Origin of the sequence: Calothrix sp. FACHB-168, from assembly GCF_963889195.1 — a bacterium.
GTDB lineage: Bacteria > Cyanobacteriota > Cyanobacteriia > Cyanobacteriales > Nostocaceae > Aulosira > Aulosira anomala_A.
This window is the reverse complement of the sequence record NZ_CAWPNJ010000041.1, coordinates 1-17,212: the sequence shown is the minus strand read 5'-3', so window position 1 is coordinate 17,212 and position 17,212 is coordinate 1. Positions and strand designations below refer to the sequence as shown.

8 protein-coding genes and 1 pseudogene are annotated in these 17,212 nt (G+C 39.6%); 5 read left to right on the top strand and 4 right to left on the bottom strand.

Annotation, left to right across the window (positions count from 1 at the left end; genetic code table 11):
- Positions 1 to 477: 477 nt before the first annotated feature.
- Entirely contained in the window at positions 478 to 7,185 is a 6,708-nt protein-coding gene (locus AACW45_RS23370) for a PAS domain-containing protein (RefSeq protein WP_190628798.1), read from the top strand.
- A gap of 138 nt (positions 7,186 to 7,323) precedes the next feature.
- Entirely contained in the window at positions 7,324 to 8,142 is an 819-nt protein-coding gene (locus tag AACW45_RS23365) for a SirB1 family protein (RefSeq protein ID WP_190628796.1), read from the top strand.
- A gap of 37 nt (positions 8,143 to 8,179) precedes the next feature.
- Here the strand turns inward: AACW45_RS23365 and AACW45_RS23360 are convergent, their stop codons facing one another.
- Positions 8,180 to 8,632 carry an SRPBCC family protein gene (locus AACW45_RS23360; RefSeq protein ID WP_190628793.1) on the bottom strand — a complete coding sequence of 151 codons (453 nt, stop codon included), beginning with the start codon at positions 8,630 to 8,632 and terminating at the stop codon, positions 8,180 to 8,182.
- Between the two features lie 409 nt (positions 8,633 to 9,041).
- Between AACW45_RS23360 and AACW45_RS23355 the strand changes: the two genes are divergently transcribed.
- The gene (locus AACW45_RS23355; protein WP_190628791.1) at positions 9,042 to 10,934 is read left to right on the top strand and encodes an alpha-amylase family glycosyl hydrolase; all 1,893 of its coding nucleotides are present in this window, start codon (positions 9,042 to 9,044) and stop codon (positions 10,932 to 10,934) included.
- A 56-nt stretch (positions 10,935 to 10,990) separates the two neighbouring features.
- Here the strand turns inward: AACW45_RS23355 and AACW45_RS23350 are convergent, their stop codons facing one another.
- From AACW45_RS23350 to AACW45_RS23340, 3 genes are all read right to left on the bottom strand, one after another.
- Complete coding sequence (locus AACW45_RS23350; RefSeq protein ID WP_190628788.1) at positions 10,991 to 12,052, bottom strand: DUF1350 family protein; 1,062 nt, start codon at positions 12,050 to 12,052, stop codon at positions 10,991 to 10,993.
- Positions 12,053 to 12,444: 392 nt separating this feature from the next.
- Positions 12,445 to 13,122: a sugar transferase gene (locus tag AACW45_RS23345; RefSeq protein ID WP_190628786.1), complete on the bottom strand. Its 678-nt coding sequence runs from the start codon at positions 13,120 to 13,122 to the stop codon at positions 12,445 to 12,447.
- Positions 13,123 to 13,341: 219 nt separating this feature from the next.
- On the bottom strand, positions 13,342 to 15,552 hold the full coding sequence (locus AACW45_RS23340) for a GUN4 domain-containing protein (protein WP_190628784.1): 2,211 nt from the start codon (positions 15,550 to 15,552) through the stop codon (positions 13,342 to 13,344).
- 403 nt (positions 15,553 to 15,955) lie between these two features.
- Here AACW45_RS23340 and AACW45_RS23335 point away from each other — a divergent pair, with 403 nt between their 5' ends.
- Complete coding sequence (locus AACW45_RS23335) at positions 15,956 to 16,576, top strand: pentapeptide repeat-containing protein (RefSeq protein WP_190628782.1); 621 nt, start codon at positions 15,956 to 15,958, stop codon at positions 16,574 to 16,576.
- Between the two features lie 400 nt (positions 16,577 to 16,976).
- Positions 16,977 to 17,212: pseudogene (locus tag AACW45_RS23330) on the top strand (photosystem II q(b) protein); the annotation flags it as partial.

The window sequence follows — 17,212 nt, the reverse complement described above, 5'->3', positions numbered from 1 at the left end:
ATTTTCAGCAGTTTGTTTCACCGCTTAATATTGGGTTCTAACGCAAATTGCTCAGAGAATTTGTCATGCCAGTGACTAGTTAGAAAATTAGCTTATCTTCCCTTGAAGATTTCATCACAAATTAAAATTTGTATGTAAAAGGTACACTATTTTGGTGCAAAACTCTGAAAAGTGAAAAAAATTAATGAAAGTTCATTAATCAACAGTAATATTAAACTCGATTAGCATCTTGATTATGCTGTTTTGCTTTGTTCTCAAGAGAGTCAGCAATTCTTAGCATTTGCGAGTTTTACGGAGAAATCACCATTATGAAGCAATTGGTAAATAGAAATTTTTCCACTAAACGTTGTTGATATTTGACTATTCAAGCTCAACAGGCAAAGAGCCGCAAGATACAATAGTTGACATCGCGGTAACTGTTTATCTGCTTTACTTTTGATTACAGTCTCAGGCGCGTTTCACCTTTTGTTTTCACCTATGTTTACCCCTGCGAATTTATGGCTTCCAGCTGAATTGGCAACGGCGATTATTAGCGATCCTTTGACGATCGCGCCTGATGCTACTGTGGTTGATGCGATCGCGTTGATGAATGCAGGTACTACAACTAATAATTTAACAACTGAAAATAATACTACATCTAATTCGCTACTATTACAAGCTCAACATAGTTGTACTCTAGTAATAGAGAATACAAAGCTAATTGGTATTTTTACTCAAACTGATTTAGTGCGCCTCAGCAGTTATGGGCAAAATTTAGCAGAAATAGCGATCGCGGAAGTGATGTCTTCCCCGGTGCGCACTTTGCAAGTCACAAATTTTACCGACATTTTTGTACCCCTGAGTTTATTTCAGCACTATCCCATTCGTCATTTACCTTTAATAGATAACCAGGGTCAGGTGGTAGGACTACTCACCCATGATAGTTTACGTCCACTGTTGCGCCCCTTTGACCTTTTGAATTTACTGACGACAGCTGATTTCATGGAGCAATCTGTCGTCCAAGCAGCGCCTACAGCAACTCTGGCGGAATTGTCAGAGTTAATGACTCATCACAGAGTCAATTCGGTAGTCATTGTTGATAATTCTGATGCGAAAGTTATTCCCTTAGGGATTGTAACCGAACGGGACATTGTGCAGATATTAGCTGTAGACCAGGATTTAACTGCATTTGCAGCCCAAAGTTATATGAGTAGATTTGTGGATGCTGTAGGTGTAGATAGTTGCCTGGGAGAAGTATGGCAATTAATGCAACAGCAACAAATCAATCAAGTAATTGTTACCCGCGATGACGGTGAATTATTAGGTATTGTCACCCAAAGCTTAATATTGAGTGTTTTTAACCCAATGGCGATTTCTGCTTTGGTAGAGCGATTAGTTCAGGAACGTACCGCCAAAATTCAAGAACAAGTAGCCAGGGAACAATTATTAACACAAATCGCTAACAAAATTCGCGCTTCTCTCAACTTAGAAGAAGTATTAGATACGGCGGTGACTGCTTTAAGGGACTTTTTGCAGTGCGATCGCTTATTAGTTTATCAGTTCCAACCTGATTGGAGTGGCACAATTGTCGCTGAGTCTGTAACTGGGAATTGGCAAGCCTTAAAAGCAGCTACCATTAACGATCCTTGTTTTCGCCAGGAAGCAGCAGAATTATATCGCCAAGGTAAAACCCTAGCCATCGAGAACATCCATAACTATGGTTATGCTGATTGTTATTTAGGTTTATTAGAGCAATTTCAAGTCAAATCCAATTTAGTAGTCCCAATTTTAGTAGCAGATAAATTGTGGGGTTTGTTGGTAGGACATCAATGTGCCGACTATCGCCATTGGCAACCAGGAGAATTAACCTTACTACAAGAGATTTCTATACAATTAGCGATCGCTATTCAGCAAGCCACAGCTTACCAACAGCTACAAACACAAAACGCTATTTTAGAGCGTATTGCCAAAGCCGAACCACTGACAGACATTTTGCACGATTTACTGCAAGCAATGGAAATGCAGCTAAACAATGCCGTATGTACTATCATGCTGCACGATGGCAACGGTAAATTAAATTTTGGGATCAGTACCCAACTATCAGCAAGTTACATGCAACAAATGAATGGCGTTTCCATTGATGAAGGAATTGGTTCCTGTGGAACAGCCGCTTTTCGCCGAGAAACTGTGATTGTTGCTGATATTGCTACCGATCCACTCTGGCAAGATTACCGAGATTTAGCTTTATTACAAGGCTTAAAAGCTTGCTGGTCAGTACCAATTATTAGCAGTGATGGGGAAATTTTAGGCGTATTTGGCGTTTATTATCGCGAAAACCGCACGCCTGATAGTTGCGAACGGGAAGCTGTTACCCAAGCAGCAAATATTGCCAGTATTGCCATTGAACGCCATTTAGCTACCCAAAGTTTACAGCAATTAAACCAAGAATTAGAAAACCGAGTTGCCGAGCGCACTGCCGCCTTGCAAGCTAGTGAAGAACGTTGGCAATTAGCTCTCAGGGGAACTAATGATGGTATTTGGGATTGGGATCTCAAGAATAACAAAATTTTTTATTCTCAGCGCTGGAAGCAGATGCGTGGCTTTAGTGACGAGGAAATAAGTGATTCACCGGATGAGTGCTTAAGCCGGATACATCCAGAAGATTGCGATCGCGTCATGGCTGGTATTACAGACCACTTTGCCGGAATAACCGAATTTTTTGAAGCTGAATATCGGACTCAATGTCAAGATGGCAGTTATATGTGGGTGCTGGATCGCGGTCAAGTATTGCGCGATGAATCTGGACTAGCTATTCGCATGACTGGTTCGGAAACCGACATCACCCAACGCAAATTAGCTGAAGCAGCACTAAAAGAAAGCAAACGCCGTTATGCTACCTTAGCCGCAGCCGCTCCTGTGGCAATTTTCCGATTTGATGAACCTTTCAACTGTGTCTATGTTAACGATCGCTGGAGCCAAATGACAGGTAGACCCAAAGAATCTGCTTTGGGTAGGGGATGGATTGAGGCTTTGCATCCAGAAGATCGAGAGCAACGCCTCGCTGAATGGATGGAAAATTCTACCCAATCACTTACTGGCAATCATACAATCGATCAAGGTGAGGGTAGACATTTACGTCCAGATGGCAGCATTAATTGGTTCTACGTCCAAGTTGCACCAGAAGTTGATGCTAATGGGCAAATTATTGGCTATATTGGCACCTTAACAGATATCACCGCTCGTAAACTGGCAGAGCAAGAAAATCAACTATTAAAAGAACGCTTAGAATTTTTACTTTCTGCTAGTCCAGCCGTAATCTTTACCTGTAACCCTGAAGGCGATTATGGTGCTACTTTTTTCAGCGACAATCTCTACAACGTCACTGGTTACACCCCAGCAGAATTTTTAGCTGAGTCTAGCTTCTGGATCGATCGCGTTCACCCAGACGATCTCCCAAGATTGCTAGCTCAATCTCCATTGTTGACATCAGGATTGCATATTTATGAATATCGCTTCCGCCATCAGCACGGTCATTATATCTGGTTACGGGCGGAACTGCGTGTAGTCAGGAATCACCAAGGAACTCCCATTGAATTCATTGGTTACTTTGCTGATATTAGCGATCGTAAACTGGCAGAGCAAGAAAATCAACAATTGAAAGAAAGGTTAGAATTTTTACTTTCTGCTAGTCCAGCCGTAATTTTTACTGTTAATGCTAATACAGGTGAAGTAACTTTTATTAGTGACAATATTACTACTTTGCTAGGCTATACCCCAGACGAGATTTTGTATAATTGCAATTTTTGGTCTAGTTACGTTCACCCAGAGGACGAACCAGAAATAGTGGAGGGAATGGCTCAATTGTTTGAGCAAGGCTATCGTATTCAAGAATACCGCTTTTTACACAAAGCTGGACATTATGTCTGGATACGCAATGAACTGCGCTTAGTCCGCGATCGCCAAGGTAACCCCATAGAAATTATTGGGTATGGTGCTGATATTAGCGATACCTATCAACAAGCTGCGCAACGCCAACAAGCAGAATTAGCACTAGAAGAAAGTCAGCGATTTATTCAACAAATTGCCGATGCATCGCCAAATATGCTCTATCTTTACGACTTGCAAACCCAGCGCAATGTTTACGTAAACCGTGAGATTACCTCAATTATCGGCTATAGCCCGGAAGCTGTGCAAGCAATGGGAGAAAATATGTTTTCCATCTTGTTACACCCCGAAGATTTCGACCAACTATCCAGCCGATTGGCAATATTGCAGATGGCGGCGGATGGGGAAATCATTGAATTAGAATATCGCATGAGACATGCTGACGGTGAATGGCGCTGGCTTTACAGTCGGGATGCTGTATTTAGCCGCAATGCTGAGGGACAAGTTTTACAAATTATTGGTACAGCCCAAGATATTACAGATCGCAAACTAGCTGAACAGGAAAATCAACAACTCAAAGAAAGGTTGCAATTCTTACTAGCCTCAAGTCCGGCGGTGATTTTTACCTGTATAACTCAGGAGCCTTATAGTATTACTTTCATCAGCGAGAATAGCGTTAATGTAACTGGTTATACTGCAGCAGAGTTCTTCTCCTATACTAGTTTCTGGAGAGATCGCATTCACCCAGGAGATGTATCGCGGGTGTTAGAAGGCATGTCTCAATTGTTTGAGCAGGGATATCATATTCATGAATACCGCTTTTCACATAAAACCGGACATTATATTTGGATACGCAATGAACTGCGTTTAGTTTGCGATCGCCAAGGTAACCCTGTAGAAATTGTCGGTTATGCCGCAGATATTAGCGATCGCAAACAAGCAGAATTAGCATTAGAAGACAGTCAGCGATTTATTCAACAAATTGCTGATGCGTCACCGAATATGCTTTATCTTTACGACTTGCAAACCCAGTGCAATGTTTACGTAAACCGCGAGATTACCTCAATTCTCGGCTATAGCCCGGAAGCTGTGCAAGCAATGGGGGCTAACTTCCTGCAGGACTTGTTACACCCTGAAGATATCCAGCGATTAGTTAGCCAACGGCAAAGCATCGCCATGGCTGCAAATGGGGAAATTATCGAATTTGAATATCGGATGCGAGATGCTAACGGCCAATGGCGTTGGTTATACAGTTGGGATACCATCTTTAGCCGCGATCCAGAAGGACAAGTCCAGCAAATAATAGGTACAGCCCAAGATATTACAGCTCGCAAACTAGCCGAACAGGAAAATCTCCTCCTCAAAGAACGATTGCAATTTGTACTTTCTGCTAGTCCGGCGGTGATTTTTAGCTGTAAACCTGATAGCGATTATGGAACTACCTTTATCAGTGACAATATCTACAATGTCACAGGCTACACCGCAGCAGAATATTTGACTGAGTCTAGCTTTTGGATCAACCATGTCCACCCAGAAGATTTACCTCAATTACTGGCGAAAATGCCAGAATTTTTTGCACAAGGGCAGTTAATTAATGAATACCGCTTTTTGCATCAAGCAGGACATTATATCTGGATGTGGAATGAAATCCGCTTAGTCCGCGATTCTCAGGGAAACCCCATTGAAATTGTCGGCTATGGTGCAGATATTACAGATCGCAAACGCCTAGAAGCAGCGCAAAATCGCCTGATTGCTTTACTAGAAGCCTCAACTGATTACATCCTCATCGCTGATAAATTTGGTAACGCCATCTGGAATAATACTGCCCTGAAACTGCTGCGGGGACTGGATGATGCAGAAGTTACGCAGCAAAAACCAAGTGATTACTGTCTCCAACAAGGTGTGGAATTGCTAGAACATGAGGCTGTACCCGCCGCCATCGCCAACGGTAGCTGGTTGGGAGAAAACATCTTATTAGATGCCCAAGGACAAGAAATTCCCGTTTCTCAATTGCTAATTGCTCATAAATCACCCCAAGGAGAAGTAGAATTTTTTTCCACTATCATGCGTGATATCCGCATACAAAAAGAATACGAACAAGGTTTAGAACAGACAAATGCTGAACTACGTCGCGCTACCCGCCTCAAAGATGAGTTCCTCGCTAATATGAGTCACGAATTGCGCACCCCCCTAAACGCAATTTTGGGAATGTCAGAAAGTTTACTAGATATGATATTGGGTTACTTAAACCACCAACAGCAACAAGCGATCGCCACCATTGAACGTAGCGGACAGCATCTTTTAGCTTTAATTAACGACATTCTCGAACTGTCAAAAATTGAAGCCGATAAGCTAGAATTACAAATAGCTAAAGTCTCCGTAGCCCAGCTGTGCAAAACTAGCTTAGATATAGTTAAACAACAAGCATTCAAAAAACAAATTCATCTACATCTGAACTTGGCAAAACTCGAAAAAGAAATCGCTGTAGATGAGCGACGCATCCAGCAAGTATTAATCAATTTATTATCCAATGCCATTAAATTTACCCCTAGTGGCGGTCGAGTTAGCTTAGAAGTAACTGTACAAAATCTGGGCGAGACAACAGAGGAAAATAACTGGATCGTCTTTTCTGTTTCCGACACTGGTATTGGTATTGCGCCCAGCGATCGCGCTAAACTATTCCAACCCTTTGTCCAGATTGATAGCAGCTTAAACCGTAAATACGAAGGTAGCGGACTAGGGCTAGTTCTAGTCAAACGCATCACAGAAATGCATGGCGGGTATATCAGCTTGCAGAGCGAACTCGGTCAAGGTAGCTGCTTTAGCATATATTTACCTTACTCTGCTTGTCCGATTCAGCAACCGTCAAATTTAAACTTTACCCCATCTGCAAATATAACACCCAACTTAGAAGCGATCGCTCCTCCACAAGTCATTACTGCACCCAACACCCAATCACCCCTAATCCTGTTAGCCGAAGATAACGAAGCCAACATCAACACCATCTCTAGTTACCTAGAAGCCAAAGGTTATCGCATCATCATGGCGAGAAATGGCCAAGAAGCTATCGACTTAGCCCACAGCCAAAATCCTAACTTAATTATCATGGATATCCAAATGCCAGTAGTTGATGGTTTACAAGCAATTGAACAAATTCGCCAAAATCAGCAACTAGCCACCATACCAATTATTTCCCTCACAGCAATGGTCATGCTTGGCGATCGCGAAAAATGTCTCGCCGTTGGAGCCAGTGAATATTTAGCTAAACCCGTTAAACTCAAGCAATTAACCGCCTTAATCGAACAATTTTTAGCAAATTAGAGGCTAGAAGGGAGACAAATGACAATTGTACAGACGCGATTCATCGCGTCTCTAACAAATGACCTAAAATAAAAATAGTTTAACCAACTGTTTTCAGTTGGCGCGCTTCATTCTTATACCTCGATTGAGCGATCGCTTATGAATTTTTCGTCAGCGCGACAATATTTTTATCAGGAGATTCAACAGCCTGACGAGCATATCAACCTGGTAAAAGCAGCTTTATATATTGCACAGGAAGAATATCCTCACCTCGATCCCCAAGAATATCTCAATGCTTTCGATACAATGGCAGCAGAATTACAAGAACGCTTGCCTGAATCAGCCTATCCATTGCGGATAATTCAAAGTATCAATCAGTATTTGTATGATGATTTAGGATTTGCTGGCAATAAAACCAACTACTACGATCCGCGTAATAGCTTTTTAAATGATGTTATTGACCGTCGATTAGGCATTCCCATTACCTTAGCCTTAGTTTATATAGAAATTGCCAGACGAATAGATTTTCCCATGATCGGCATAGGAATGCCGGGACATTTCCTCATTCGTCCCGATATTGCTGATATGGAAATATTTGTTGATGCATTTCATCAAGGTGAAGTTTTATTTGCTCAAGATTGTGAAGAAAGACTCTCACAAATGTTTCAGCAACCCGTACAATTACAACCAGAATTTTTAGCACCAGTCAGCAATCGGCAATTTTTAGCCAGAATGCTCACCAACTTAAAATTTATTTATTTAAAAAAGCAAGAACTCGAAAAAAGCCTAGCTACCGTAGAAAGAATTTTACTATTATTTCCTGGTGTCAGTGTAGAATTACGCGATCGCGGTCTCATCTACTATCAACTCGGTCACTACCCCCAAGCAGCCGACGATCTGCAAACCTATCTTACCAAAGTCCCCGACGCCGAAGACTCCATCGCCATCCGCCGCTTACTCACCGAATTGGGAAGGTAAAACAACACACATTGTACAGACGCGATTCATCGCGTCTCTACTGACTATAATCCAATCCTTCCGCCAGCCGCTTGAGACGGTATAATTGAGCCTGCATATCTTGTTTTGTCCAAGCAGCAGCGAAAGTATTAAAACCCCAACTGACTAGGGGGTTAGGGATATCGAACTCAAACCGATTTAACAGGTTAGTTCCCTGAGAGATAGGTTGACATTCCCAGCGATCGCGTCCTTGAAAAAATCCTTTAAAACCCCAAACTACTAAACCCGGTTGGCGTTCTACAACCACAGTATTCAATGTAGGTTGAATTACCGGAATCTGAATCATAAACCGACTTTGACTACCTACATCCGTACTCCAGACTTTTCCCACAGGTTCACAACGTAATACAGGATTCAGCCATTGATGCATAAGTGCTAAATCAGTAATACAATGCTCTACCACCGTAGCTGGAGCATTAATTTGAATTGATTGTTCCAAAACTTGGGGCATTTTACTATATAATCAAAACTTAAAAATTTACCTTGAACAGCAATTCATCTCACATTTTACCGCGAAGCGTTCGTTAGAGATGAATTGCGCTTAAATTATCCCACTTTCAGACAGAAATATTCTTTCTCTTCTGCTTCCTCTGCTTCCTCTGCTAACATAGCAATGGAATATTTTTTTAGTTGTAATTCCCTAATTATGGTGACAATTTACTGTATATTAGGGAGCATCCAACTTTTGACGCAATACCCTAGAAGAGTATTTCTATACGAATAAAGCCTGCCTCCCATAAGCGAATATCTTCGACAAAAACAGGCTATCAAACTTTTAGCCTGCGAAGGCAGGCTTCGTATTTTTAGCCCCACCCTTCTAGGGTGAGGGCGGTTTTGCTTTAGCTTTTTTTAATAATATTATGGTACAAATTTCTTCATCACACTCTGAGATTGAAGTTCAAGCCACTAAAGCTGCAGCTGGCTTTCATACAGATACAGTAGCATCAGAAACAGTCTCAGATTTTGAGTTTCTTTTTACCAGAGCAATTGAATTTCGTCAAGAAACAATTTACTTCATCATTGTAGACCGGTTTAACGATGGAGACCCCACCAATAATGCAGGTACTCATCCCGAACTTTACGATCCTACTAAACAAAAATGGGGCAAATATTGGGGCGGAGATTTGCAAGGAATTATTGACAAACTAGATTATCTAAAAAACTTAGGAATTACAGCTATTTGGATTTCTCCCCTATTTGAGCAAGTAGAAGCATTGCAATTTGATAATGCTGCTATGCATGGTTATTGGACAAAAGATTTTAAACGCATAAATCCCCGTTTCTTACCACCAGGTGAAGAAAATTCTTTATTTAAAAGTGGTACCTTAGATAAATTAATTTCTGGCTTACACGAGCGGGGAATGAAATTAATTTTAGATATTGTCTGTAATCACAGTAGCCCAGATGTTAACGGTGAAAAAGGAAAGCTTTACGAAGATGGAGTATTAATTGCCGATTACTATAATGATATCAATAATTGGTATCACCATAATCCAGAAATTACCGATTGGGAAGATGAATATCAATTACTTTATTACGAAATGTCAGGATTAGCAACATTTAACGAAAGTAATCCCGATTACCGTAATTATATTAAAACCGCTATTAAACAATGGTTAGATAAAGGAGTAGATGCTTTACGAGTAGATACAGTAAAGCACATGCCTATCTGGTTTTGGCAAGAATTTAATAGCGATATTCAAACTCACAAACCTTCTGTATTTATCTTTGGTGAATGGGGATTTAGCAACCCTAAAAAGAGCAGTTCAATTAAATTTGCCAATGAGTCAGGAATGTCAATTTTAGACTTTGGCTTATGCGAAGGAATTCGCCAAGCTTTAGCCTACAATGCACCAGGAGGATTTCATTTAGTTCAAGATATATTCAATCTCGATTATCTTTACAACACGGCAACAGAATTGATTACCTTCATTGATAATCATGATATGCCAAGATTTCAAAGCCTCAACTCCGATACGCAACTTTTAAGATTAGCGATGGCTTTGATTATAACTAGCCGTGGAATTCCTTGTATTTATTATGGAACAGAGCAATATCTCCATAATGATACTCATGGTGGTAACGATCCTTATAACCGTCCAATCATGGAAAAATGGGATACAGATACCCAGCTTTATCAAGATATCCAATTATTATCTAAATTACGTCGTTTAAATCCTGCTGTTTCTTTGGGAAGTCAAAAACAAAAATATATTACAGATAATATTTACTGTTATCTGCGTAGTTATCGCGATTATCGTTGTTTTGTGGCGATGAATAAAGGAGATACAGCGATTATTAATATAGAAAATACAGAATTAGAAGATGGCGAATATAACTGTATTGTCACCCAACGCCAAATTGAAGTAAAAAACGGTAATATTTTTGGACTCAAGCTACATCATAAAGAACTAATTGTACTTAGTTATTTAGGCGAGCGAGTTAAAGGTAAAACCATTGTCAGAGCGCAGGTAAATGGTTTGAAAACGCAACCAGGCGATACAGTTGTGGTAACCGGAGATTGTCCAGAATTAGGTAATTGGGATATTAGCAAAGCCTATGCTTTAGAATATATCAATGAAAATACCTGGTTTGGCGAAATACCCTTTAATGAAAGCGCAGGTAAAGCGATATCTTATAAATATGCTCTGTGGCGACAAAATCAACCACCTGTGCGCGAAAATCTTGTTAGTCGGCGTTGGATTTTAGCTGATACTGGTACAGTAAAATGGCGTGATAACTGGGCGAGTTAAAAGCAATTTCTGTAGGGGCATGGCAGTGCCATGCCCTTATAGTTATATTTACTAGATTAACTTCTTAAACTTTGGAATAACCTACTAACAGGGGATTCAAACTCTGCATATCTTTTTTGTATAGACTCAATCAAGGGAATACGATCGCTAAAATCGGGAAAATTTATAATAACATTACCCAGTTGAATCCCTAAAGGTCTTAAATGTCCACCTTTTAAAACTACCTTAAAACCTGAAGGTGGTTTTTTACAATCATTCTCAAACCACTGACAAGTTGATAAAGCTAGTTTATCTGTGTTGAATGAATTTAACCCCAGAAGATTAAATAAATTAGCACAAGTGATTAAACTAAAAGTTTCTGCTGGGGTAGGTTTGACATTTAAACCTAAATTAATAAATATACCTGCTAAAGGCTGAGGAATAGCACTTTCCAAACCTGTATTTACAGGAGCTAATAATAAAGAGGGTTGATTCTTAATAAAAATACTGGTAATTTCAACTTCTTTTTTTAACTCTTGGTAATTAGGTTCTCGCTTGATGTAATATTTGATTAATTTGATAGCTTTTTCCCGCTTTACTTGTAAATCGTTAATCAGAATTAACAAGTCTTTAACAATACTTTCAGTCTTATTATCAATTTTTACTTGAGAATCTGTTGGCTTGGCTGTTGTTTTCACTACAGATGCAATAAATTTCCTCAGTTCTTGAATATCCTGGTAATATTGAGGTTCGCTAGGTTTGCTAATCGTAGGTAAAGCACTAAAAGCTTCTAATAGAGCAATATATTTACAGCCAATACTATGACCTATCCAAGAAAAATTTTGGTCGCTGAGATAAGGTTTATAATCATAACCAGCAAATATTGCTCTTCTGACAATTTCTGGCATAATTTCATACTGTTCTCTAATTAAAAAGCCAGACTCGGCATAATGATCGAAAGTAAAATTGAATGGCAAAATAACAATCGTATAACCATCATTAAATAATCGCTGCAGTAGAGAACGATAGAACAGCATCGGCCAAAATGTGCCAAAGAAAGCACCGCCAATAAATTGAATTACCCCTTGAGGTTTTGGATGTAGAGCCACCCAACTATAAGAAATTGGTTGAAATTTCATGAGTAAATAATATAACTTTTATATTTTGCGAAGTCGGGAAAATTTTAACTAATAATACCAATTCAAATAATCTTTGCAACACATCAAAATATTCTAGAGGGCATGGCAGTGCCAGTGCCCCTACAATCTGTCGCATTCTTTTTTCCAATTGGTATAATTTTCTATTTATCACAGGGGTTTTTAGCCCTCAGTAAATCCTATTTAGCTATCTGCAAAACTTTAATTAAGAAAGTTGGCTATATTCTATATTTACAAGCTACTCTCTCACGAAAATATCTCACAAGCAAATATAAAAATCTCTCTTTCCTCTATTCCCTAGTCACGATTTATCTAATTTAAAGGCGCGACGATCGCGCCCATAATTTATATTTTTCATTGGCTAGATTATTGTTTTAAAATGCCCCAACTCTAGCAAAAATGACATAGATTGTTTTGATAATTAAGTATAAATCATATAATGGATGCCAATTATCTTGATACTTTAAATCTAAGTCAACTATTTGCTCAAAATTGGTTACTTGCGAACGTCCATTAACTTGCCATTCGCCTGTCAAACCTGGTTTAACATTTAAACGTTGCCAATGCTTTTGTGTATAGTGAATAACTTCATCACCTGTAGGTGGACGAGTACCAACTAAGCTCATATCATTAAGCAACACATTCCAGAATTGTGGTAGTTCATCCAAACTGCTACTTCTTAAAAAACGTCCAACTTTAGTAATTCTAAAATCATTTTTGTTTTTAAATATTAAGCCATTAGCTTCGTTATCAACTAAAGATTTTAATTGTTCAGCTTCACTTACCATTGAGCGGAATTTATAGAGCCGAAATGGCCTTCCTTGTAGCCCGTAACGTTCTTGAGCAAAGAAAATTGGCCCTGGACTATCGATTTTAATAGCGATCGCAATTGGCACAAATAAAATTGCTAAAATACAAAGTCCCACCAAACTCCCCAAAATATCTAACAGGCGCTTAAATTTAGACTGTACTGAGGGATGAGGAGTTAATTCTGATTCCCATAACGTCAAACAAAAGTCTGGAGAAATGCGTTGTAATTGGGTGTAATGCATTGTTATTCCTCAAGTCACAATAGTATGATTACTGATATTTTTGCTATGTTTATACAAATCACTTGCTGTAAAATCAAGAAAGTTCAGTATATTTTGGGATACAGTTGTTTTTGAGTAAATTCCAGGAAATTAATTAACGTTAGTAGGTTGTTTCTTAGCCTCATACTTCACCCTGATGAATTGTTTTGATAATGAACGAACTACTTTATATATCTGCGTTTAGATAGAACTGCTGTTTATACAAGTTTCAATGCGTCTAAACAGAGCAACGCATAATTCCCACCAATTAGCAGTTGCGATCGCACTATGCCATTCCCACACTCCTAACACTTTGACACGCCAAACTGGTTCAAAAAAACCTACATAAGGTAGATGTCCCATAGGTGCATCCCCCTCCCAGGTGAGACTGTTATAATCAAGCCAGTAATCTCGCAAGCGCCAACCAACACGATTTGCAAAGTCAATGCAAGTTTCAGACGCAGCAACTTTGGCACTACCAATCATTAAAGCCAACATAGGATCGGTAGCAGCACAATCTTTAATACCCTCCCATATACGACTCTGAACGCTGAATCCGAAGCGTCCATGACTATAACTTACCCAAAGTTTGTCAATAGTATAAAGGTCTTTACAAGGAATTTTGTTGATTGCATCAATGTCCAGATATGGCTGTTTTTCAACTACCTTGAGGATGATATTTGTAGTTTCTCGATCCGCTTCTTGCCATCTTTGAGCTTGCAGTAAATCGCGTAAATAAGCGTAATCAATCCCCACTTCAGAATTTAAATCATCAGGGGGAGAATTATGAATATTTGCTGCTTTTTCTTCGATATTTTCTGATGAAAATATCGTTTTACCTGGTAAAATTTCAATGATTCCCTGAGAACCAGACAACCAAAAATATAATTGAATGTCGGTTTGGGCAAATTCTACTTGTAATTGAGTAATCCAAGCAGCAGCAGTGAGTCCACTGGCTTGTATTCCTTTATTTAAGGTTGCTAACAGCGTATTTGCAAATTTTTCCCTATTTTCAGGTGATACAGCCGCCGCAATTAAACATTGTCCTGCGTCTAATCCTAATTGCAGTTCTTCTAGCCAATCCCGCAGCGATACTTTACCACCACTCTTTTCTATGGGACAATCTAAAATAATAATTTGTTGCGACTGACATCGGCGTAGTTGTTTTTTCAACCATGCGCGATTGATCGTGACTTCATCAGACAATAATAATCTGGCTTCACCTTGTTCTGTCTCTTGAATTTGCCCTTGTAAATATAATAAAACTGTTGCAATTTCGTCTGTATTAGTAGAATTAGTATTTAATTCAGCAAAAGATTCCGAAAGTAAGCATTTTTGAATTGCTTTGCGCACGTTTGACTGGGAATTGTTCCCACCAATAGTCCAATAATTGACTGCAAAACTACCAGCAGTGCTGAGTATTTTACTTAAAGATAGGGAGGCTTGACTTTGATACAATCCTTCTACAATTAATGCTTGTCGTGGATGTCGTGAAGCGGGAATATTTTTCGGTTTAATTCCTAAAATTACTTCGCCAACTCCTTCTACAATGCGCTTAGGAGTTTGTGAAGGATATTCGGGATGGATAGAATTATCTCCCCTTCCTTTTTTTAGTTGATTAATCACTCGTAGTTGTTGATTAGCTTTATCTATATATGTCAGTGTTTGGTGATAAACATAGCGATAAAGTCCATCAGCTTCGATAATACCTTGAGAATCAGCAGCTTCTCCTTTTAACCCGCGAATTAAGTAATATGTAAATACTCCATGCCCTAAATGGGGAAATTCCCAAGATTGCTGAGTGCGATCGCAAGATAATAAAGCATAAAATCCTTTTCGTTTGGCGGCGCGTTGTCGTAGAAGTTCTACCAACTCTGGTGTCGGGTTAAGCTGCGGATCTACTTCGCCTCTTGCACCTAACAGCGTCATCCCTCCACTATGACAAGCATCTAATATTAATAATTGTTGCTGGGCAGAACAATTTTCTAATAGTTGCAAAACTTCCTGTAACTGTAAACCAGTATCTATTAAGTTTGATTTTTGTGTATCTTGTAAACAAAGTATTACTTGCTGGGTTGATGGTTCTAGCATCCCATGCCCGGAGAAATAAAATAGCACAGTGTCAATCGGTTTAGTCACTGCCGCAATTTCTCTGAGACTGGTAAGAACATTTGCTAACTTTGGCTGTTTAGAAGCGAAATCGTTATATATTATTACCTCTTTTTGGGGAAAAGCTTGTGTTGCAGCATGTAAAGCTTCACCTAACCCCTGACAATCTAAGGCTGAATATTGCAAACTGGGTATTTCTTCATCTTCATATTGGTTCACACCCACCAATAAAAGCCAAAGCTTTGCCACACCCGTTTCTAGGGCATGAGTTGAGTGACTAGTACGAACCCCAACTGGACACATCTAAGCAGCTTTAAGAAAGAAACTATTTCCCTAAATATACGTAAATTTGGTTCAGTTAGTTCCCTGGGTAGGGGATATTTTTGCCGATATAACCAGAAACTATCAAAAGATAACTGAGAAATTGTTGCTTATTTGTAACGGAATTGTTATATTTCTTTACATAAAGACATGTAAAGTATCTATTCTGGCATCAAAGTGAACGAAAAAAGCGATCGCTAACTCGTCACCTTGAGCAAAACGCTTATCGTTGCTGCTCAAAACCACTACTGCCAAGCAAATTGTGCAATAGCTTGAAGATTACTCCAGTGTCTTACCCAGCCACACCAACAAGCTATTTACAGCAATTTTCACTCACATAGTCTAATTTTTGACCAATTATTCGAGATTTGGGAGGGCAGGCTTGATGGATGTTGATGAACTTCTCAAAAGCTATAGTGCAGGCGAGAGAAATTTCACTCAAGTAAGCCTGCACTCAGCCAACTTGAGTGAGGTATGTTTAGCAGGAATCAATTTAGCTGGCGCTAACCTGACTCAAGCAACTTTATCTCAAGCAAACTTGCAGGGAGCAAACCTGATTGAAGCCAACTTAACAGCAGCTTCCCTGTGGAGAACCAACTTAAGTCAAGCAAATTTAATTTGGGCTAACCTCAAGGCTGCTAACCTGATTCGGGCTAACCTGACTCAAGTTGATTTGCACAAAGCTTCCTTATTTCAAGCAGATTTACGGCTAGCAAATCTGCGTAATGCCGATCTGAGCGGCGTAAATTTGGCTGGTGCTGATTTACGTTATGCAAACCTCGCTGGTGCTTTTCTCGCCGGAGCAAATCTTAGAGGTGCAAACCTGACTGGGGCTAACTTAAGCAGAACAGATTTAAGTCACGCCATTCTCACCAAAGCCATCTTCTTTAAAACAGATCTTCGTTACGTTGATTTTACAGAAGTGGATCTGACAGGTTTAGATTTAAGTTACTGCTTCGTGAGTAGAGAAAGCCTACCAATACAAGATTTTCTGGAAGTCGGATAAACTCTGCTGTCTGCCAATTCATCAACATTTTCGAGAGACGTTACTTGTAACGGCTCTCAAACTTATGAAGACTAACTTGAAAATGGGCATGGGGCATTGGGCATTGGGCATAGGAAAGACAGATTTTCATGCTTGGTTGTGCCAAAACCTCGCGTGAATGGCTAACTTAAAAGATTTATTTCTTCCTTGTCTCCCTTGTCTCCCTTGTCTTCCTTGTCCCCCCTGTCCCCTCTGCCTTTCCTCGGTCACAATTCAGACTATTATATAAGCAAAACTAATTAAGTGTATTAATTTTACAAATATATCAGCCCTTGATTAATTTTTGTAAAGCAGTGTAAAGTAACATTACAGACGCAAACGAAACGTCTGATTTATACATACCAAACGCATTCATACAAAAATGACAGCAACTCTACAACAGCGCTCCAGCGCCAACGTATGGGATCGCTTCTGCGAATGGATTACCAGCACCAATAACCGTTTATACATCGGTTGGTTCGGTGTCCTGATGATCCCCACCCTATTAGCAGCAACAGCTTGCTTCGTAATCGCCTTCATCGCTGCACCTCCAGTAGACATCGATGGTATCCGCGAACCAGTAGCAGGTTCCTTAATCTACGGAAACAACATCATCTC